The sequence below is a fragment of the Bradyrhizobium sacchari genome (assembly GCF_002068095.1).
GTDB lineage: Bacteria > Pseudomonadota > Alphaproteobacteria > Rhizobiales > Xanthobacteraceae > Bradyrhizobium > Bradyrhizobium sacchari.
In genome coordinates this window covers 1-21,360 of the sequence record NZ_LWIG01000024.1, presented here as the reverse complement: position 1 = coordinate 21,360, position 21,360 = coordinate 1, and the positions used below count along the sequence as shown (strand labels likewise).

Annotated in this window: 16 protein-coding genes and 1 pseudogene; 12 read left to right on the top strand and 5 right to left on the bottom strand. The window is 58.6% G+C overall.

What is annotated here, in order from left to right:
• Nucleotides 1-464: enoyl-CoA hydratase-related protein (locus A5906_RS44865; protein WP_245326873.1), on the top strand; the 464-nt coding region annotated here is incomplete at its 5' end.
• A 556-nt stretch (nucleotides 465-1,020) separates the two neighbouring features.
• Here the strand turns inward: A5906_RS44865 and A5906_RS41650 are convergent.
• Nucleotides 1,021-1,257, bottom strand: a complete 237-nt coding sequence (locus A5906_RS41650) for a hypothetical protein (protein ID WP_136615455.1) — start codon at nucleotides 1,255-1,257, stop codon at nucleotides 1,021-1,023.
• A gap of 26 nt (nucleotides 1,258-1,283) precedes the next feature.
• Between A5906_RS41650 and A5906_RS23765 the strand changes: the two genes are divergently transcribed.
• Nucleotides 1,284-3,410, top strand: a complete 2,127-nt coding sequence (locus A5906_RS23765; protein WP_161495425.1) for an acetate--CoA ligase family protein — start codon at nucleotides 1,284-1,286, stop codon at nucleotides 3,408-3,410.
• Between the two features lie 335 nt (nucleotides 3,411-3,745).
• Nucleotides 3,746-4,789: an MBL fold metallo-hydrolase gene (locus A5906_RS23760; protein ID WP_201723796.1), complete on the top strand. Its 1,044-nt coding sequence runs from the start codon at nucleotides 3,746-3,748 to the stop codon at nucleotides 4,787-4,789.
• An 833-nt stretch (nucleotides 4,790-5,622) separates the two neighbouring features.
• Here A5906_RS23760 and A5906_RS23755 read toward each other — a convergent pair.
• Entirely contained in the window at nucleotides 5,623-7,113 is a 1,491-nt protein-coding gene (locus A5906_RS23755; protein ID WP_201723795.1) for an NAD-dependent succinate-semialdehyde dehydrogenase, read from the bottom strand.
• Between the two features lie 567 nt (nucleotides 7,114-7,680).
• On the opposite strand from A5906_RS23755, the gene ald reads away from it, so the two are divergent.
• On the top strand, nucleotides 7,681-8,793 hold the full coding sequence (gene ald, locus A5906_RS23750; protein ID WP_080137720.1) for an alanine dehydrogenase: 1,113 nt from the start codon (nucleotides 7,681-7,683) through the stop codon (nucleotides 8,791-8,793).
• Between the two features lie 762 nt (nucleotides 8,794-9,555).
• Here ald and A5906_RS23745 read toward each other — a convergent pair.
• Complete coding sequence (locus A5906_RS23745; RefSeq protein WP_080137719.1) at nucleotides 9,556-11,232, bottom strand: MFS transporter; 1,677 nt, start codon at nucleotides 11,230-11,232, stop codon at nucleotides 9,556-9,558.
• 560 nt (nucleotides 11,233-11,792) lie between these two features.
• On the bottom strand, nucleotides 11,793-12,269 hold the full coding sequence (locus A5906_RS23740; RefSeq protein ID WP_080137718.1) for an Lrp/AsnC family transcriptional regulator: 477 nt from the start codon (nucleotides 12,267-12,269) through the stop codon (nucleotides 11,793-11,795).
• Nucleotides 12,270-12,501: 232 nt separating this feature from the next.
• Between A5906_RS23740 and A5906_RS42620 the strand changes: the two genes are divergently transcribed.
• Complete coding sequence (locus A5906_RS42620; RefSeq protein ID WP_161495424.1) at nucleotides 12,502-12,639, top strand: hypothetical protein; 138 nt, start codon at nucleotides 12,502-12,504, stop codon at nucleotides 12,637-12,639.
• Between the two features lie 82 nt (nucleotides 12,640-12,721).
• Nucleotides 12,722-13,021 (top strand): annotated as a pseudogene (locus A5906_RS41645) (integrase core domain-containing protein); the annotation flags it as partial.
• Between the two features lie 193 nt (nucleotides 13,022-13,214).
• Here A5906_RS41645 and A5906_RS23735 read toward each other — a convergent pair.
• Nucleotides 13,215-13,691 carry an Lrp/AsnC family transcriptional regulator gene (locus A5906_RS23735; RefSeq protein ID WP_080137753.1) on the bottom strand — a complete coding sequence of 159 codons (477 nt, stop codon included), beginning with the start codon at nucleotides 13,689-13,691 and terminating at the stop codon, nucleotides 13,215-13,217.
• Between the two features lie 767 nt (nucleotides 13,692-14,458).
• On the opposite strand from A5906_RS23735, the gene A5906_RS23730 reads away from it, so the two are divergent.
• The 6 genes from A5906_RS23730 to tnpC all read left to right on the top strand — a co-directional run.
• Nucleotides 14,459-15,973: an NAD-dependent succinate-semialdehyde dehydrogenase gene (locus tag A5906_RS23730; RefSeq protein ID WP_080137717.1), complete on the top strand. Its 1,515-nt coding sequence runs from the start codon at nucleotides 14,459-14,461 to the stop codon at nucleotides 15,971-15,973.
• A gap of 11 nt (nucleotides 15,974-15,984) precedes the next feature.
• The gene (locus tag A5906_RS23725) at nucleotides 15,985-17,382 is read left to right on the top strand and encodes an aminotransferase (protein WP_080137716.1); all 1,398 of its coding nucleotides are present in this window, start codon (nucleotides 15,985-15,987) and stop codon (nucleotides 17,380-17,382) included.
• A gap of 771 nt (nucleotides 17,383-18,153) precedes the next feature.
• Nucleotides 18,154-18,918 carry an SDR family oxidoreductase gene (locus A5906_RS23720; RefSeq protein WP_080137752.1) on the top strand — a complete coding sequence of 255 codons (765 nt, stop codon included), beginning with the start codon at nucleotides 18,154-18,156 and terminating at the stop codon, nucleotides 18,916-18,918.
• Between the two features lie 647 nt (nucleotides 18,919-19,565).
• The gene (gene tnpA, locus A5906_RS23715; protein WP_080134401.1) at nucleotides 19,566-19,970 is read left to right on the top strand and encodes an IS66-like element accessory protein TnpA; all 405 of its coding nucleotides are present in this window, start codon (nucleotides 19,566-19,568) and stop codon (nucleotides 19,968-19,970) included.
• On the top strand, nucleotides 19,967-20,314 hold the full coding sequence (gene tnpB / locus A5906_RS23710) for an IS66 family insertion sequence element accessory protein TnpB (RefSeq protein WP_080134400.1): 348 nt from the start codon (nucleotides 19,967-19,969) through the stop codon (nucleotides 20,312-20,314). The genes tnpA and tnpB overlap by 4 nt, the downstream gene beginning before the upstream one ends.
• A 70-nt stretch (nucleotides 20,315-20,384) precedes the next feature.
• On the top strand, nucleotides 20,385-21,360 hold a 976-nt coding region (tnpC, locus tag A5906_RS23705; protein WP_136615011.1), incomplete at its 3' end, for an IS66 family transposase.

Here is a 21,360-nt window from a genome sequence, read left to right as displayed (position 1 = left end):
GGGGGGGGGTCGAGGTGGCGCTCTCATGCGACCTGATCTACGCGTCCGAGCATTCCACATTCGCGCTGCCCGAGATCCGCGCTGGCCAGTTGGCCGACGCAGCAGCTATTAAGTTGCCGAAACGCATTCCTTGGCACATAGCCATGGAGCTTCTGCTTATCGGGCGCTGGATGGACGCCGGCGAAGCGCATCGATGGGGCTTGGTCAACGAGGTGCTACCGAAGGAGAAGTTGGAGCAACGCGTCTGGGAAGTCGCGCGGCTGCTCGCCGGCGGACCGCCGCTGGTCTTCGCGGCGATCAAGGAAACGGTGAGGGTCGCCGAGACGCTTTCCTTCCAGGACGCCATCAATCGGGTGACCCGTCGCGAGCTTGCTACCGTCGATAAGCTCTACGGCTCAGAGGATCGTTTGGAGGGTGCCCGCGCCTTTTCCGAGAAGCGCGATCCCGTATGGAAGGGGAGATAGGAACGCCGGCGTCCAACTTCGCAGTGCTCTTTCGGCCTTCATGCATCAGGGGATACGTGATCTCATTCATGTGGTTGACCTGATGCGGCGGGGCAAGCTGAGGCCGACGGCGATTACATTGCCGAGGTCGGTGGCAAGTGGATCTCGTGAGCTCTCCGGCGCAATCGGAGGGCGTGGATCATTTCGCGGCCACCACGGCAAGATCGGGTACTCCAAGGTCATCCCCCGTGGGGGCCGCTCACCCCAGCGTGCAGCCACGTCGACCTGATCACGGCCGATTAAGGTGCACTGCGGCTGCCAGACCTGTCGCTGTACGAACGCATCCGCGCAATGGCGTTGCCGCCCTGGGGGATCCGCTGATACGCGAGCAACCAGACTATACGCGGCGCGATACCTCGCAGGAAACGCACCAACGTCAGCTTGATCGGTTTCCGGGTCGGCGACAAGGTCACCATCTTTCGAGCGATCAAAGTTCCGGAACTGGCGACAGCTGTGACGCTCGGAGCCAGAGGACCGCCTCGCGCGGAGTTCAGGGTTCATTTGCATGCGCGTTCTGCTAACGCGGATGATTGATGCAGCCGGAAGGTAATTGATACTCTTGAGAACGGCTGAGTGCAGTGCGCAAGTCTCTCAATTTCCATCTTTGTGACGACGCGCCGGCTTCGTCAACGAACAGCGCGAACGGTGACGCCGCAGTGATGAAACGCGCAAAAACCTCATAATTTGCAGGATTTATTTCAGATGTCGCGAATCTTGCAGCTTCGCGGCGCTCGCGCAACTTACAGTTCGACATCCTCGACTAGTTTCCGAAAGGTCAACATGTTCCCGAAGTCTCGTTCCGCGAAGTCGATGCCGGTGAGCCAAAGTGCGCTTTCGGCACTCATCCGGCCGAGTTCGGTAGCGGTCATTGGCTCCAGTCCAGCTTCCGACGTTCGTCGCACGTCCCTCGATCACTACAAGCTGATTGGTTACTCGGGAAAAGTTGCCGCGGTAAATCCCAAGTACGAAGAAGTGGCGGGATACCCTTGCTATCCGTCGCTCAAAAGCATGCCGTTTGTGCCGGATGCGGTCCTTATCTTGCGAAACCGCGATGCGACTATCGCTGCACTTGAGGAGGCTGCTGAAGTTGGGGTGAAGGCTGCAGTGATTCCAGAGATGGGATTTGCAGAAGCCGGGACGGAAGGGGCGGCAGCGCAAGCGCGGCTCGCGGATGTAGCGCGAGCATCGGGAATGGCCCTTCTCGGTCCGAACTCGGGCGGCGTGATCAACTGGGCTGATCGCGTCCATCTCAGCATGGGAGCGTTCGAGGTCCGCCGTCCAGGTCACGTTGCCCTTATTTCGCAGGGTGGCGGAACGAGGCTCGCCATCTTGAATAGCGGGCGTGGCGTCCGCTGGAGTCACGCCATCATTTGTGGCAACGAAGCAGTCACGGGGAGCGCTGACATTCTGCGCTACCTGGTCGACGACCCGAATGTGCGAGTGATCTGCGGTTTTATTGAAGCGGTCCGCGATCCCGAGCGCTTCTTCTTCGAATGTGATCGAGCACACGCCGCCGGCAAGCCCGTCATTCTGCTGAAGCCTGGACGCACGGAGGCATCTCAGGAGCTTGCCACGGCGCACACAGGCGCGCTTGCCGCGCCGTACCGGTTCTATCGCGAGCTGTTCAAGAAGCATGGTGTCGTGCAAGTAGACTCGCTAGAGGAATTGCTTACATCCGCGATGCTCGCTCAAACCGGGCGGCCTGTAGGTGAAGGAAGAGTGGGAGCGCTCTGTCCATCGGGCGGGCTGATTCAGATGTACGTAGACGAAATGGCGAAGTGTCAGGCGCTGCGATTTGCCGAGTTCCAGCCGGAGACGGTGAGGTCGATTCGCAGCGTCATCCCCCCCGAGATCGTATGCAGAAATCCTCTTGACGCCTACTGGGGCTATAACGGCGCGGAGGAGGGCTCTAGAAAGATCTATAAGGCAATAGCAACCGATCCGAATATCGACATTGTCACAGTTCTGCACTTTCCTAATCTCAAGGGTCCGGCCGGTGAGCTAGAGGAAACATATGCCGTCTGCGCGGCGGAAGTCGCCGCAACGACGAACAAGCCAGTTACTCTGGTAACACCAGTTGATGGTTCGATATCGTCCACCAAGGCGGATGATCTCCTCGACAAGAACATTATGGTGTTGGGCCAACGGGAGGCCTTCCGCGCTTTCGACCGTGCCGTGATGTGGGCGCGGCCTCTGCCCCCCATCTCGGACGAGCTGCCGATCGACAAGGTCAGGATGGCAAAGCAGCTGCACGATTTCGCAGGAAAGCCGTTCTCGGGGAAGCCGGCCCTCGATTTTCTCGCCGCAGCGGGCATACCGGTCGTGGAGAGCCGTTTCGTAACAAGCGCGGATGCCGCGATCCAAGCGGCAAACGAACTCGGATATCCGGTCGTCGCGAAGATCGGTGACACAGGCGTGCTGCATCGAACCGAGCTGTCCGGCGTGATAACGAACATACGGGATGCGCAGGAATTGTCGGCGGCGGCGGAAAAGCTCTTTGCGGCGGGTTCGCAGGTTCTCATTATTCAACCATTCGTACGCGACGGAACCGAGATGATCCTGGGTCTGGAGACCGATGCAGTCCTCGGCTCATTCGTCCTGGTCGGGCAAGGCGGCATTTGGACAGAAATCATGGAAGACGCGGCTCTCCGTCCCGCAGGCCTTCGTGTCGGAGAGCCTGAAAAAATGCTCGCCGAACTGCGGGTACAAAAGATACTTCGCGGGTTCCGCGGCGCTTCTGCGCTTGATACAGAAGCCTTGATTGGCGCCATCAGACGTCTAGACGCAATCGCACGAAACCTCGGCGACCAAATTCGATCGATCGATATCAATCCGCTTATCGTGCGCAAGAACGGCGCCGTCGCGGTCGATGCGCTCATCGTACCTGCGAGTCCGCGCGATGAATGAGATTGTTGGCTAGAGTACAGTGCAGCACGAAATGGTTCCGAAGCTTCGGATCTGGCCAGAGTAGCAGGCCATGCGATCCGAAACTTGGACATGCCCGCGCATCCGACCAGCTCGGGGCCAGTCGAGCACTTTGTGGGCATGATGGATTCGAAAGTGATCGCTGCAAACAACAATGATCCGAAACCGATCTCTTTGCGGCGAGGCTGAAGCTCGCCGCGAATAGATGGCCGACTTTCCGCAGGATTATGAGCACCTCTCTCGTTTTCCCCCTTCGGCCACCAGCGCGCGCCGAGTTTGTCGAGATTGCCCCCGGCGTACGGTGGGCTCGACTACCAATGCCGTACCGCCTCGACCATATTAATGTGTGGATTATCGAGGATGGCAGCGGCTGGGCGTTGGTGGACACCGGGTTGCGCACGCAAGAGACGATGGACATCTGGGCCGAGATGATCGCGAGGCCGCCATTGTCCGGCCCTCTTACTCGCGTGCTTGCCACGCACTCGCACGCAGACCATCTCGGGCTAGCCGGCTGGCTCACGCGCAAGCACGGCGTCGAGCTGTGGATTTCGAGGCGGGAGTACCTGATGTGCCGCACGCTCTTGTCAGACCGCAGCAATCAGGCACCCGCCCATGCACTGCAGTTCTATCGGCAAGCGGGCTGGGGCGAAGAGGCAGTGGAGCGTTACAGAATTCGCTTCGGTGACGTTGGGGCACAGTTCTCTCCGCTTCCGGACAGCTTCCGTAGCATGCAGGACGGGATGCGATTGCAGATCGGCCGAAACGAATGGGAGGTGGTCATTGGATCTGGGCATTCACCCGAGGGGGCCTCTCTTTACTGTCCAGCCCTGAAGGTGCTGATATCTGGCGACCACATCTTGCCGCATATTTCTTCCAACGTACCCGTGTACCATTCGGAACCGGAGGCTAATCCATTAGCCGAATGGTTCAGTTCGATGGAACACATGAAGCGGCGAATCCCAGATGATGTGCTCGTCGCGCCCGGCCACCACGATGTGTTCCGCGGGCTACATGCGCGGATCGACCACCTGGTACGCGGGCAATGGCAAGCTCTGGACCGGCTACGCATGCTGCTTGCTCAGCCACGCCGGGTCGTCGACGTCTTCGGTGCGCTATTTCGCTCCCTCGTTTCGGAGGCGGATCCGGATCAGTTATGGATGGCGACAGGCGAGGCTTTGGCAAATCTTAATTACCTGATTGGTGCCGGCGAGGCTGTCAAAGTATTGCGCGATGGCATTGCCTGGTATCAAAGACCTCGTCGGTCCGGACATGTTCAGCGCGCAGATCGCTTGACCGACGTCGGGTCATCAACGGAGTGCGGCTTGTCTGATCATAATAGAATTTCCGTTGCGTTGGATTGACCGGCTGTAGCATCGCATTTGTCGCGCAGCGCAGCTATTGACCTTCTGCTGTGCGGACCGTCGAGCTGGAGCCGAACCGGAACGGCCGTCGTCAGAGAGAAACAGCGAAACAACGTTGGCGAGGGTAGAATAAGTCCGGCGCTCTGCCCTTACGCAGCGTGCATAGGATCGGCGGGGTTACAATCGACCACTCTCCCTTTCACCGCCAGCCAGGCGCGGCTGACGCGACTTGGGAATCAACCGAGAGAAGCCCCAACGCTCCGCGGTCGCCTTTTGCGCGCTCGGAATTCTGCGAGCCGTGTCGGGCTTACTCGAGGCGGGTGAATGGCGAGTTCGATTACTGTCGGGATGGCGCCCGCAAAGTTCGGCAGCGCCGACAAACACACTTCCCATGCTTCTGAGCCGCAATCGAAGCTACAGTGGATCAGCGATCCTGCCTACACCAACAGACCAACCTTGCTGTTGGCGACGTCTACATGGTCTGCCCTCATCCCTCCGCACAGCTCGCGCCGCGGCCGGCTACAGCCGCGGATTCCATTTGAGGGACGGCGCGCGACCGACATCATCGCGCGCCTGTACTGCGATTTCGCCGCATCGAAAACGGGATGATCTGCGTGTCTATGTCCAGAAGATGCTTGTAGGCGGTGCTTCACAGCCAATCACCGTCTGATCCGATAAGGCGTAATTCCTTGCCGCGTCGCAAGCACATTGCAGATCGTCAGGTGCGAGCTTGCCATGTACTAAGCAGCCAGTTGAAGCCGGCTCTAGCCCTCATTCAGGTACGGCCGGCCACGAATAGTTAGAAGGGCGCGCGGATGAATGTATTGTCGGGTTTACCGGACACCACCCTGGCAGAGGTACTTGATTTGCTGGTAATCGTCGAGCCCGTGTACCGATCCCTCGCGGCCGTAGCCTGATTCTTTCACGCCGCCGAAGGGGGCGGCCTCTGCGGCCAACACGCCCTCGTTAATGCCGACGATGCCGCACTCGAGCGCTTCCGCCACGCGCCAGATGCGTGCAGGGCTATCGGTGTAGAAGTACGCCGCAAGCCCGAAAGGAGTGGCGTTCGCCCGCGCCACCACTTCGGATTCATCGCGAAACCGTGCGACGGCCACAACAGGCCCGAACGTTTCCTCACATGAGCACGCCATCGATGGCGTTGCGTCCACGAGGACGGTCGGTGAGAAATACGCTGCCTGCGGTGAATCGGGCTTGCGTATGCGTTCGCCGCCGACAACGATTCGCGCACCCTGCGACACCGCGTCCCGCACGTGGCGCTCGATCTTCTGCACAGCGCGTTCGTTGATCATGGGACCGATCTGAGATGTCGAATCGCTTGCGGGCCCGACCTTCAATGCTCCGACGCGCGCCGCAAGCTTCGCCACAAACGCATCATGAACGAGCTCGTGCACGTAAACGCGATTCGGACACACGCAGGTTTGGCCTCCATTTCGGAATTTGGCGGCCATCAGGCCCTCCACCGCGGCATCGATATCGGCGTCCGCAAAAACGATGAAGGGCGCATTTCCGCCGAGCTCAAGCGAGACCTTCTTCAATGTCGATGCCGATTGCCGCGCGAGATGTTTGCCGACTGGCGTGCTGCCTGTGAAGCTGATTTTGCGAACGCGGTCATCGGCGAGCCACACGTCAACAACGCCAGCAGCGCGCTCGCGCGATGCTGTGACGATGTTGATCACCCCTGGGGGGACCCCTGCCTCCTGCGCCAGCTTCACGAGTGCGAGCGCAGTAAGCGGTGTGTCTTCGGCTGGCTTGGCGACCACGGTGCAGCCAGCGGCGAGCGCAGGCGCGATCTTTCGCGCGATCATGGCAGCTGGAAAGTTCCAGGGCGTGATCACTGCGACCACCCCGACGGGTTCGCGCACTGAAAGGATCCGCTTGTTGGAAAACGGACTCGGGATCACCTCGCCATTCGTGCGCGTGGCCTGTTCGGCAAACCATTCAACATAGCTGGCTGCGTAAAGCACTTCGCCTCTGCCTTCAGCCAGCGGCTTTCCTTGTTCGCGCGAGATCAGGCGTCCGAGGTCGTCCTGATGCGCGACGATCACATCGTTCCATCGCTTGAGAACCGCGGCGCGATCGCGCGCCGGCGCCCCACGCCACGCATTGAAGGCGGCCTGCGCGGCATCGACGGCTGCCTTCGCATCGGCTGCGCCGGCGTCGGGCACGTTTGAGACCAGGCCGCCGTCACTCGGATCGGTAACCGCGAGCTGTCGCGGCTCGAGGCCACCGGTCCAATTGTCCGCGATGAGGTTGCGAGTCTCGACCAAATCGCCGCGCGAAAGTGCCAAGGAGATAAGAGACATTGGTCAGGTCCGTTGTAGGTTGCCATAGCACGAACTTGTCGCCGGCGAGCGAGACAGTGCTCCCTAGTCGGTCAGCCGTAACGTGCTGAATGGTGGGTCCCAAGATATGCTGAATATTAGGCGCTCTGCCGCGTTGAATTTCGACAACGAAGGCCGGCGTTTGGCCGAATTCCTGCGTTTGACCGGACTGGCAGCAAGTTCATGAGACCAAGCGATCGGTCAAATGCTCAAGCTCATTCTCGATCAACTTCGCTGCTGGGATATATTAGGGCGTAGAAAATGCCCCATAGGCAGTCATCAATCGTCGTCTGGCAGGCATCATCTAGTCGATCCTGGCTTTCGGAGGTCAATTCCATCAATTCAGAGGGACCGAGAAGTCAGGAGGTCTCGGAAATCGATGTGCCCCGGATTGTTCGAAACTCCAACATCGATCTTGCTGACGTCCTGACTGTTCGAAATTCAGATTTATGGCACAAAGATCGCAGAATTTCTGCGCAAATCGCCGGGCTCCGTCGCGGTTGGGAGCGCGCTTTCGGATAAAGTGTTCCTAATGTTAGGAGATTGCAGATGAAGGTCGGTGTTCCCAAAGAAATCAAGACGCACGAATACCGCGTGGGACTGACGCCAGGCGCCGTCCGCGAATATGTGGCCGCTGGCCACGGCGTCGTGGTCGAAACCAATGCAGGTGCCGGTATCGGTGCTAGCGATGACAATTATCGCAAGGCAGGCGCAGTGGTTCTGAACTCCGCTCGCGAGGTATTCGCCTCCAGCGAGATGATCGTAAAAGTCAAGGAGCCTCAGCCCTCCGAATGGACCCAGTTGCGAGAGAATCAAATCCTATTTACGTATTTGCATCTGGCGCCGGACCCTGAGCAGGCTAAAGGGCTACTAAAGTCGGGGTGTACAGCAATTGCCTATGAAACCGTGACCGATGCGCAAGGGGGGCTTCCGCTGCTAGCGCCTATGAGCGAAGTGGCGGGGAGGCTGTCGATCGAGGCCGCTGGCGCGGCTCTAAGGCGGTCTGCTGGAGGGCGGGGACTGCTAATCGGCGGCGTGCCCGGCGTCCAACCGGCTCGTGTCGTCGTGATCGGAGGCGGCGTCGTCGGTACGCATGCAGCACGGATGGCGGCCGGTCTCGGTGCAGAGGTCACAATTCTCGATCGGTCGATTTCCCGACTTCGCGAGTTGGACGAACTGTTTGAAGGTCGCGTTCGGACTAGATACTCGACATTAGACGCCCTCGAAGGGGAGGTATTTGCATCAGACGTTGTCATTGGAGCGGTGCTAGTTCCGGGAGCGAGCGCGCCGAAACTGGTCACGCGCAGCATGTTGGGCTCGATGCGCAAGGGCTCGGTAATCGTGGACGTAGCTATCGATCAGGGGGGGTGCTTCGAGACATCGCGTCCGACGACGCACGCGGAGCCAACGTATGAGGTTGATGGCGTCATTCATTACTGTGTAGCCAATATGCCCGGAGCCGTTCCGCTTACTTCAAGCCAGGCTTTGAATAACGCTACACTGCCGTTTGGTTTGGCTCTCGCCAACAAGGGATTTTCGGCCGTGCTCGAAAATCCACATCTGCGCGCAGGCCTGAACGTGTATCGGGGCCGGCTTACCTACAAGGCCGTGGCCGAAAGTCTCGGCCTGCCATTTTCGCCAATCGAACAGGCCGCGGCCTGATCCCAGAGGCTCCCTAGGGGGGCGTTTCCTCCAAGTAACCTTGGGCCACTCTCTAGGAGTGGCCTTTTTTTCCGGAGCGTCTTTGCCGCCTCAACTCACGTGAGTTGCATTTGAACGCTTGGCGAACTCGAGCATGACGCCCGGCAACCTTGAGACTCGAACAGTTCTTGGCGATGGGCGTGCTTCTGTGATATCGGATGCCACGGCTCATGAAGCTGTGGCGGTCATCGCGTCGTTGCGCCCTTGCGTGTCGTCTCGGCCTACGGTGCTTCGCTGGCGCTGCTGCGGTTCACGGAGCTAGTGTCACTCATCGAGGTCGAAACCGAATGGATGAAAAGTCCATATTCGGTTCTCGACAGGACCCGCCGCCAGGCCCGCGAGAAAAATAGAAATTGCTCAGGTTTTTGAAACCATCCTTGAAGCAGAGACCTTCAGCATTATCGTCACCTCGATCGCTATTGATCCGCTGTGATCCGCTCCTCTTGCTCATCTCCAATCGTCAGCAGTTGCTATCGGCTTTCATTCCAGCGGATTCAGCCAATAGAAAAGCCGGATCCACTTCGTCAGGGTGGGTATCGGTACGTCTAGCCACAACGCTGTCCCGCCACCCCACTAGGCGCCCACGCTAAGGCTGCCGCTTTCATGTGTTGCCTGGGTCTTTCCCGGCGACTGAGTCTGAAGAGAATGCGCTATCGACCCTTTGTCAGAAGTGACGTCGATCGTCCCTTAAGCAGTATCGAGGACGCGCAACCCGCACATGCCTCAACTACCCGCAACGCGCTTGGAATCAAAGGGCAGGATTTCGTTCGCGTCCCGGTCGGGCGCTTCTTCCTTCCAGCGCACCGATCCGAACGGGCGCTCCAACATCCGGCGGACGCGCACCGGGGCTGGGCCGATGTGGTAAGCCTCCACTTGGTGTTCCAGCGCCCGTTCCGATTGGGTCCCGCGGTTTCGCTGGCGCAAGTAATCCAGCCAGGTCGGGCAGTGATAGCGCTCGGTCCACAGTTCGGGATCGGCGATATTGCGCGCAATCGACCAACCATAGGCGCCGTTCCGCTGGCGCGACAGCTGTACTCCCTGCATCATGTTGTGAAAGGCACGCGCATTCTCTGCCGCCACGCGATATTCGATCTCAACCACCAATGGCCCACTGCGGTCGGTCAGCGGAAGGCGCACCTCGGGATCGGCTAACATCTCGACGTCCTCGTCGCGGGAGCTGATGCGTGGCATTGGTAGCCACAGCCCAAGCATGGGAGAAAGTAGCATCAGCCCCGCGGAGATAAGCAGAGCCTCTTCAACCCCTGCGGCATCTGTTAGGCGGCCCCAGCCCCAACTGCCGAACGCGACTCCGCCGGCGTACGCAGCCTGGTAAGTCGCTAGCGATCTGCCGGCCACCCAGCGTGGCGCGGAGAGCTGCGCGCCGATATCGAGCAAGGTGGCCACAATCATCCACACCGCGCCAGCCAGGATCAGCGCGGTCGCGGTAAGCACCGGCTCCCGACTCAGAGCCGCAGCCGTAGTTGCGCCAGCCATGGAAAGCATGCAGGCACGCATAGCAGCTTCGCTGCTCATGATCCTACGTACCCCACCGATATTGACTGCCCCGACCACGGCGCCAAAACCAAAGGCGCCGAGCATGACGCCGTAAGTCTGAGGACCGCCCCTCAAGAGATCGCGCGCGACCAGCGGCAACAGTGCGAATATCGAACTTCCGACCGCGCCTGTCGCCACGGCGCGGACCAGCACGATCTTGATAGAGGGAGAATTCGTGATATAGCGCACACCCGAGACGATAGCCCGGCTCAGATGTTCGCGCGGCAGCCGCGACGGCTCGGCTACGCGCTTCCAGAGAAACAATGCGATCATCAGTGGTAGATAAAGCATAGCGCTGAGTGCAAAGGCCGCGACCGCCCCCGCGATCCCAACCACAATACCACCGATCGCGGGCCCAAAACTGCGCGCGATATTGAAGCTGATGCCGTTTAGGGTAACTGCCGCCGGCAGGGTCTCGGCTGGTACCTGCTCGGAGACGGAGGATTGCCAAGCCGGGTTCATTAATGCAACGCCGCTGCCAACGACAAAGCAAAGAATCAGCAATAAATTTGGCGTGGTGAGACCCAACCACTGTAGTCCAGTTAGCGCGATCACGCCGCAAAGCGCGATTGAGAGCGCAACCAGCGTGACCAGACGGCGGTCATGCATGTCGGCAATCGCGCCAGCAGGCAGCGCGATCAACATCACCGGTAGCATCGTTGCCGTCTGCACGAGCGCTACCTTGTCAGCAGACGAGGTCATTTCTGTCATCGCCCAGGCTGCGCCGACGCCTCGGATCAGGACGCCAAGATTGGACAAGACGCTCGCTAGCCAGATGTACTTGAAAGTCGGATAGCGCAGCGGCGCGATGATGCCGTCAACGTGGAGCTTCGTCTGATCAGTCATTTAAGCTTCTGCATCCGTCACAAACGATTGAGATCGGTGATGGTTCGGGCGGCCTTGCCACTTACCGCGACCTGTCGTTCCTTGTGGATCCTGCCTAAACAATAGAGGACACGCCGCGGCGGCCGATCGCGATTCCAAAGATCGGGCAATTTGTGATCGCTCGCACGATCTGAGCGCTATGTTGCGCATCGCTTGAGATCTCCGCCTGGCTTCTTGCGCATTTTTGCTCTCTGTTTTGCGCAGCGGTTAGGATTCGCTATGCATTGTGCCAACGCCTTCGGTCAGTGGGCATCACAGTGCTGTAGACTTACGCGCTCGCAACGAGCTCACGCTGAACACAACGTGCCCACGACGACGTTTACAAAGAAGCGCGGAATGAGCTTGACGGGACACCCCTGGACCTTAATCTCTTTGGAACGCTGGTCCGAAAAAGTCGAATGCTTGCCAGCGTTGACAAGGTCACAAAATAGAAGAGTCGCGCTGCATATTTCTTGCGTTCTACGCGCGTGCGCGACGGAAATGCGCGCCAAGCCACTGACGTACGTGGCAAGAGACTCAGATCAGTCGTCGGACGGAACTTCAATTGGTATAGCAAATCCTGCCTTTACCCGATCCATTATGACCATCGTCTTGAAGCCCTTAATGTCAGGATTGTCATAGAAAAAGCGTCTAGTGAACTGCTCGTAATCCTCCATGGTACGCGCCGTGACGTATAGCACAAAGTCAGCATCTCCAGTGACGTAAAATCCATTAACGACTTCAGCCGATGATTTAATGGCTTTCTTGAACTTGTCGATAATGTCGGCGCGCTCCCGCTCCAAGCTCACCAGGACTAGCATTTGAATAGGTCTGCCTACGGATTTCGGTGAAACGATTGAGACGTCGGCCTCGATGACGCCCTCCGAACGGAGCCTCTTCAGTCGTCGCTGACAGGCGGTCGCGGAAAGACCGGCAATTTCGCCGATCACCTCAGAGGTCAGGCGATTATTCTTTTGTACGATCTCTAAGATGCGGGCGTCGGTTCTATCGTATTGCACAGACCTGTTCCAAGTGAGTTTTCATCATGGCAGGCGCGCCCAGTGCAGAATACCTGCGGGATGTTACATATTACGCCGAGAATATGTCTTGTCACCTAAATATCTTGAAGTCTTGCTGCTTACGGGTTGCGATTTTGCATCGCGCCAATGGTTAGATGGTGGCCCGCCAGTGGCTGCCCCGCACCCCGCATCGGCCAAGAGGCCAGAACGCCTGTGCGCCGTTGATTGCAGAATGTACGGGCTCAAGGAGCGGCCGATCTTTGACGCAACGATCGCAGTCACGCCGAATGGAGGTGTCGGAGACGAAGCGGGCAAGCCGCTGGAAGAGGAGTACCTGCCGCTTAAGTCAATCGCAAGAAAAAGTTACTAGCTCTACTGGGAAGATACGTTCGCGATGCGTGGCCGTGGCGACCTCAATCGGCCACTTGAATCAGGACACTGCTGATGTGGTGCCAATGGATTCCTCCTTCGTGTCGGCTCCATCTTTGAATGGCCCGGCGCGGTACGAATCGCTGAACGAGGCGCTGCTCGCCGAGGCGCGGGTCGCCCTGGGAACCTGGCGGGCCGACTATACAACGATCTGCGACCTCACTCGCAGCTCGGATGGAAGGCGCCGTCGGAGTTTCGCCTTCACCTGCAATCCGCGATGGGATCTGGCGCTGTGCCATGCCGATGGCTCCGCACTAACGCCGGTGGCTATCACCGCTCAGTCGGGAAAATCCACCACTCCCGCCCGAAGAACTCAGGATTGATGGATGGGGCAGTGAGTGCGAGGCCAGATGGCCAAACTAGAACATTCGAGCAGTCTTCAGGCCAACCACTTTTTCTCCCTTCAGCTCAGGTGTCCTGCGGAGCCAGCAGAGCAAGGATAAGTAGCGCGATTTGTTTTGCGCTCCTGCAAGCAAAAAGCGCGAGCCAGACGGATCGGCCGGATGAGAAAATAGGTCAAACTTCAGAGGGGCCATCAATTGGAATGGCAAAACCTGCTTTAACCCGGTCCATTATGACCATTGTCTTAAAGCCCTTGATGTCCGAATTCTCGTAGAAGAAGCGACGCGTGAATTGCTCATAATCGTCCATGGTGCGCGCGGTGACATAGAGGACGAAATCGGCATCGCCCGTGACGTAAAATCCATTCACAACATCAGCGGACGATTTAATCGCCTTCTTGAACTTATCAATAATGTCTGATCGTTCCCTTTCCAAAGTCACCAACACGAGCATCTGAATTGGCCTTCCTACCGCCTTCGGCGATACAATTGAGACGTCGGCCTCGATGATGCCATCAGAACGGAGTCTCTTTAGGCGTCGCTGACAGGCAGTAGCAGAAAGTCCGGCGAGATCGCCGATCATTTCGGAAGTTAAACGGTTGTTCTTCTGCACGATCTCGAGGATGCGCGCATCTGTACGGTCGTATGGCATGGTCGGCCCCCGCATTGAGGTGAATTTCTCCACCACATGCCCCGCGTTGCAGGAATCCGTCGTAGTGGGAGGAAATTGCGATGCAAATGCGTGTACAATAGCAGTACTCTGAATGTATAGGAAATTCCACGAGTCGTGAGGCTCGACATGGGAGTCGGACAGGACATCCTTATCGTATGAGGGGCAATCGCTCGACGCTTCTGGGTTTGTGCAAGGTTGCGCCGGCTCGTTAACTGCAGGCGAGCAATGAGAAATTGTTGCCAATCGATATCGGCATTCAATTTGGAATGCTCGTTGCGATGCTTTTGGTGGGGCGCCGGAGCCATTTATTGAAAGTTCGCGAGATCGCTCTCGCGGGCGAGGCCCGCTCGTTCCGCGTTGCCAAACTATCTTGCCTATCGCGCCGCTGGCCACCATCCTTGCCGCATTCTGAGGTTTGCTGGCGTGGCTCGAGGGGTGCCCTCTAACTGTTCTGACTCGGTCTCCAAAGCCATAAACGAGCATATGAGAGAACTGATCGAGCGGGACATAAGGCCTGTCGAACAGAGCCAATTGGCGCGTTGAAGGTGGAGAGCTCTTCGACAGGAGATTACGAGTCGAGTTCGGCCCTACTCACTGCGGTCCTTGGTTTGAGACGAAATCCTCCACCAAATCTCTAGCGGCGCAGGAAATCCGCTGGGCGACAGCGAAAATGCGACGCAAACAGGTTTGTTGCGGCTCTATGCTGAGCAGAGGCAGCTCAACAATCACTGCGTGAGACCTTGGAAATGGCCTTTCAAACCGTTCGGCACAAAAGCCCACATCTGGATGCTCTTGCTACGAGGCGTCTGCAAGGTCTACGTCGCCGCGACTTTCTTGCGGGCGCCGCGCTCGTAGATGGCACTTGGATTTCGGGCGACCAGCGCGACATTGTAGTCGACCCCGCTACTGGAGAAGAAGTCGCTGATGTTGCGCGTTGCGATGCAGCGGATATGGATCTCGCGATCGCGGCAGCTGAACGATCGTTTAATGCATGGCGTGAACTGGCTCCGGCAATGCGGGGAGAGATTCTTAGGGCTTGGGCATCATTGATACGCGACAATTCCGAAGAGCTCGCTGTCCTCGTCACGGTCGAGCAGGGAAAGCCGCTCGCTGAGGCGCGGTACGAAATTGGTTACGGTGCTGGATTTATCGATTGGTTTGCGGCGGAGGGGGAGCGCACATATGGCGAGACAATCCCAAGCCACAAGCCCGCCAGTCTGCTTCATGTGCGAAAGCAGCCGATCGGTGTTGCGGCAGCAATCACTCCGTGGAATTTTCCTGTCGCCATGATCACGCGAAAGGCCGGGGCAGCTCTTGCCGCTGGTTGTCCGATCATTGTGAAGCCTGCCCCCGAAACCCCGCTCTCAGCACTTGCGGTGGCTAGGTTGGGCGAAGAGGCTGGCCTGCCGCCGGGCGTGTTTCAAGTGCTCGTCGGTGATCCCATCGCTCTTTCGGAGCCTCTATTGCGCGATACCAGGGTGCGCGCCCTCTCATTTACGGGATCCACTCAAGTTGGCCGCCTTCTTTTGGGAGGGGCGGCGGAGACAGTAAAGAAGGTTTCGCTCGAACTTGGAGGGCATGCCCCCTTTCTCGTCTTTGATGACGTTGATGTTGAAAAAGCCGTCAAGGGAGCAATGGCCGCAAAATTCGCGACATCGGGGCAGGATTGCCTGGCCGCTAACCGCATCTACGTGCAAAGGGGCATCTATGGCGCGTTCGCCGAGGCGTTTGCCTCGGAGTTAGCTCGACTTAAGGTGGGCCACGGCTTGGAGCCCGCAACTGATATCGGGCCAATGACCAAGCTATCCGTCGCCAACAAATGCAGAGTTCACATCGACGATGCTGCGGCAAAGGGAGCGCAGGTCATTACCGCAAAACAGGACGACAACCTTGGACCGAACTTCGTCTCTCCGACGCTGCTTACCGACGTGACGGACGGAATGCTCATTGCTCGTGAAGAAACGTTTGGTCCGGTGGCGGCAATACTTCCGTTCGATTCGGAGGAGGAGGTCCTCGCCAGGGCTAACGCGAGCGAGATGGGATTGGCTGCGTACGTCTACACAGACAGCCTGCGTCGAGCGCTCAGAGTTTCCGAGAAAATCGAGTGCGGCATGGTGGGGGTCAATTCGGCATCGTTCACAGGTCCGCCCATTCCCTTCGGAGGATGGAAGCAGTCCGGACTCGGTCGCGAGGGGGCGCGGCAGGGGATCGATGAATACATGGAACTCAAATACGTCTGCTTCGGCGATTTGGCGGATTAGGAGAATTCGATATGAAGGAAGTTAGGACTATCGCTGAGCTCGATCGCTCAAGTGTCCTTCATCCGTTCACTCAGTTGAAGGAATATGCGAGCGGCAAGATCGGCGATCCCACGATCGTCACCGGGGGTAAGGGTATCCGGATCGAGGATGCGCAGGGACGTAGTTACATCGACGGCTTTGCGGGCCTGTACTGCGTGAATATCGGATACGGGCGGACTGAAGTGGCGGAGGCCATCGCGCGACAGGCTTACAAGCTGGCATACTACCACACCTATGCGGCCCACACCACCGAAGAGCTTGCGACGCTTTCGGATCGTTTGGTGCGAATGGCGCCAGGCAAGCCAAGCAAGGTATTTTTTGGTCTATCCGGCTCGGATGCCAACGAAACCCAAGCTAAGCTCGTTTGGTATTATAACAACCTACGAGGTCAACCCAAGAAGAAGAAAATCATCTCGCGCGAGCGTGGCTATCACGGTTGCTCCGTCATTTCCGGCTCGATGACCGGTATGTCGTTCTACCATGACCATATGGATCTTCCGTTTCCAGGCATCGTGCACACGGGCACGCCACACCACTATTGGGGCGCAGAGCCAGGCGAGACAGAGGAGGCGTTTTCCCGTCGGCGTGCGGTCGAGCTTGAACAGCTCATTTTGCGAGAAGGACCGGAAACAATCGGAGCCTTCATTGCGGAGCCGGTATTGGGTACGGGCGGCATTACACCGCCTCCTACGGGCTACTGGCATGAAGTTCAGGCCGTGCTAAGGCGTTACGACATTCTTCTGATCGCAGATGAGGTAATCTGTGGATTCGGTCGAACCGGGGCGGATTTCGGCAGCACGCTATACGGCATCGAACCCGATCTCGTGACGGTCGCGAAGGGGCTGACCTCCGGATACATGCCGCTCTCAGGAGCCATCGTCGGCGAGAGGGTCTACTCTGTTATAGAGGAGGCGGCGGACCGAGTCGGGGCATTTTCGCACGGCTATACCTATTCGGGCCATCCGATTGCAGCTGCTGCTGCCAATGCTGTCCTTGATATCGTCGAAAAGGAACGATTGAGCGACCGCGCAAGGATCGTCGGCTCGCACTTTCAAAAGCGCCTCAAGGAACGCTTCGCCCAGCTGGAGATAGTTGGTGAAGTGCGGGGGGTCGGCTTACTCGGTGCCGTCGAATTCGTTGCCGATCGCCAGACGAAGCGTCGATTCGATCCGGGGCTCAAGGTGGGCGCCCGTATCTCTAAGGCGGCCCGGGACCGGGGACTTATTGCGCGAGCGATGCCGCATGGAGACATCCTCGGTTTCGCTCCACCACTTGTTGTATCCGAGACGGAGATCGACGAGATCGTTGATCTGGCTTATCGGGCGACCAAGCAAGTAATGGACGAGCTGGCAAAGGGCGTTCCAGAATGATTCTAGTATCGCGCTATGGATCCATACCCACTGAGCGGTAAACCCGGCCGTTCTGTACGTATGCTAGGATTTCTGGAACATCTCTGATGTGTGGTGAGCCTGCTCCGTGGCATCCACGGGCATCTCCTGGCTCCGAGATAGCTGCAGGGAATACTTCGGGAAATGTGGTGAGAAAATTAAGTTTTCTTGTCGCTTTATTCGCGCGAGAGCCAGAATGTCCTTGATGGTTTTCCAAAGGCTTAGAATGCAACAGCCGTTGATGAGGAAATGCCAACTCCAAAACCATGAACCTCGGCGGCCAGCAGGCCCGCTCGCCGCGGTGCGGGATAGGTGAATTGCATCTGCCAGTGTGGTCTGAGTTTGTCGTGTTTTCGCAGACTACGTGTGCGCACGCGGTTCGGGCCGAATGACAACCCTTTCGTTCGCGCCTTCGACAAAAACAGCTTTACCGCAGTCACACCCCTCGATCATTATCTCGATTCGGAAGCATTGTTTTTACTTAGGTTCGCGCAATTCTTGTTGAACCCGCGGCGCGTCCATCAGCTGCAGCCTGGGACCGAAGCACTAGTCTAGTGCGGCGCGCTGTTGCTGGCGGCGTTGGCCGATCCACGATAGCGGCCGATGGCGGGCGGCCTTAACCGCAGAAGCTTCCCCAGTTTCGCAGAATTTCGTCCGTTCTGCGCCGATCTTTAGCGTTTTTATTCGTTTGAGCCCTTTAAGTGATGCGACAGCACGCGCTCGACAATCTTTGCGTTGGAGGAGAAGAAACAGATGGCTAAGCTTGATCGCGACAGCGACCAACAAAAATCTCATACGGACGGATTCTCACTCGAGGGCCGAGTCGCTCTGGTCACTGGAGCAACTGGAGGGCTCGGGAGAGCCATCGTCGCCGAACTGCGGGAACGCGGGGCGGATGTGCACGGCGTAGACATTGCCGGCGAGGGGGTCTTCCATGCTGACCTTGCCACCGCAGGTGGAAATCGCGACATGATCGCCCATGTGCTTAAAGTCGCTGGACGCCTCGACATTCTCGTCTTGAATGCTGGCTGCCAGTTTGTCGCACCGATCGATGAGTTTCCCGACACAGAATGGGTGCGTCTTCGCGGTGTCATGCTGGATGGACCGTTCTTTGCGATGAAGGCGGCGTGGTCGGCTTTGACGAGTTCACCCGCCGGTCGCATCGTGGTTACGGCATCCACCGCGAGCTTTGGAGGTGCGCCCGGGAAGGCTGCATACGTGGTTGCAAAGCACGGCGTACTCGGTCTCGTCCGCGTGGCTGCGTTGGAAGGCGCTGAGCATGGCCTGACTGTCAATGCAGTCGCGCCGGGCTGGATGGATACCGCTATGATGCGTAATCAGCTAGAAGTTCAGGCGGCTACCTTGGGCGTGAGCACCGATGAGGTCGTTGCGCGTTTCCGCGCCTCGCAACCAGCCAAGCGCTTCGTCGACGTTCGCGAGGTGGCGGCAACGATCGGCTTTCTCGCCAGTCCAGGTGCTTCGGGTGTTAATGGTGTGTGCGTTCCTGTCACCTCGTAGCAAAAAGGGTTCGATCTCTCCAAATCGTTGCAAAGAACTGTACTGAGGCTATTGGGTGCCGACGACTACCCTGAGTGGGTATTCTTGCCCATACCCACTAATGTCGGTGGTGATGCCGTCCACCTTAAGGCCTACCGGATCACGTTCAGCGCGTCTTCACTCCGTCCGTACCTAACGCGACGACGACCGGAAGCGGCAATCGTAGCGTGTCCACTCGGACAGTATTGAAGCTCGGGTGTCGCTCGAATGGTCAATCATTAGCGCGCCCCGGTGCGTCGATGCCTGCTCAACGCTGCTTAAGGGGGGCGCTCCTATTGCGCATTCGTCGGGACAATACCTTAATCGCGAAAGATAGTAATCTTCATAAGCGTCGCCGATCTACATGACTTGGCAACTGGCAGACCGTCCGGATCTGACTTAGGTCATCGAGGCGCAACGCACCTCCCGACTGATGTTGCCGTGCAGCAGGCATTGCTGGCCAAAAACGCTCCGACCATATCACCCAGTCTTGGTCTTTCAGCGCCCGACTGAGGTGCAGCTATTGTCGAGTTCGACATCGCCAAACAAAGCGTCTTCGTCGAGCACATCGTCTCCCTCCGGTGAGGGCCGCCTTGTCGGGTTAATACCAGTGCTGTGTAACAGCCCTTATGGACAGCAATAAGTTCAGTGCTCAGATTGAACGGTTCGAGGTTGTCGAGACTGGCCGTCGCCGTCGCTGGACCGATGATGAGAAACTCAAGATCGTTCTGGAGAGTTTGCAGGCCCCGCGCGCGGTCTCGTCGACAGCACGACGATACGGCATCTCGCGCTCGCTCCTGTTGACTTGGCGACGATCGTTTGGGACGCGGACGAGCAATACTGAACAACCTCAGCCAGCGTTTGTGCCAGCGATGGTGATGCCGGACCAACCGCCGGCGCCGCCAGTAACTTTAGCGGGGCCAGCGAGCGGACGCATGGAGATTGTCGTCGGCAAGGCCTGTCGGGTGATCGTGGACGCCGGCGTTGATATGACCGCGTTGTCTCGCGTATTGGATCTGCTGGAGCGGCGATGATCCCGATCGCGGCAGGGGCGAGGATCTGGATCGCAACCGGTCACACTGACATGCGCAAAGGCATGCAGGGTCTGGCATTGCTGGTGCAGGAGGGGCTGGGGCGGGATCCTTTTGCCGGCGACGTCTTTGTGTTCCGTGGTCGTGCTGGCACCCTGATCAAAGCCCTTTGGCACGACGGGATCGGGCTGTCGCTCTACGCCAAGCGACTGGACCGTGGCCGCTTCATCTGGCCGGCGACGGTGGATGGCGTGGTATCGCTGACCGCAGCTCAGATGGGCTATTTGCTGGAGGCGATCGACTGGCGCAATCCCCAACACAGCTGGCGGCCGCAGAGCGCAGGATAGGTTGCGCAATAGTCCCGTGAGATTGCAAAAAGCGCACGCCAAATCGTCGCTTTTGTGATTCCATCGGTGCATGGGTGACGGTCCCCAGAAGCTGCCGGAAGACATTGAGGCGCTGCAAGCGGCGTTGCTGGCGACGCGCGCCGAACTCGCCAGCGTTCGCGCCCAGCAGTCCGACGACCATGCTCTGATCGCTCACCTGAAGCTGCAGATCGAAAAGCTGAACCGTGATCGTTATGGCCCTCGCTCGGAGCGTACCGCAAGGCTGCTGGATCAGCTCGAACTGACGCTGGAGGAGCTCGAGGCCTCAGCGACTGAGGACGAACTCGCTGCCGAAATGGCCGCGGCCAAGACGACGAAGGTGGCCTCGTTCACGCGCAAGAGGCCGTCGCGCCAGCCGTTCCCGGACCATCTGCCTCGCGAGCGGGTGCTCGTGCCGGGACCTGTGGCGTGCGCCTGCTGCGGCGGAGCGAGGTTGTCCAAGCTCGGGGAGGACATCACCGAGACGCTGGAGGTGATCCCGAAGTCCTGGAAGGTGATCCAGCACGTCCGGGAGAAGTTCAGCTGCCGTGATTGCGAGAAGATCAGCCAGTCCCCGGCGCCGTTCCACGTCATCGACCGTGGTTGGGCCGGCCCCAGCTTACTGGCGATGGTGCTGTTCGAGAAGTTCGGCCAGCACCAGCCGCTGAACCGTCAGGCCGAACGCTATGGCAAGGAAGGCGTGCCGATCAGCCTGTCGACCCTCGCCGACCAGGTTGGTGGCTGCACTGTTGCGCTGACGCCCTTGTTCCGGCGCCTCGAGGCCCATGTGCTGAGTGCCGAGCGATTGCACGGGGATGACACGACGGTGCCGGTCCTGGCCAAAGGCAAGACCGACACCGGCCGCATCTGGGTCTATGTACGCGACGACAAGCCTTTTGGCGGGCAGGCCCCGCCGGGAGCAGTGTTTTATTACTCGCGCGATCGCGCGGGCGAGCATCCCCAGGCCCATCTGGCCGGCTACAACGGCATCTTCCAGGCCGATGCCTATGGCGGCTATGGCAAGCTTT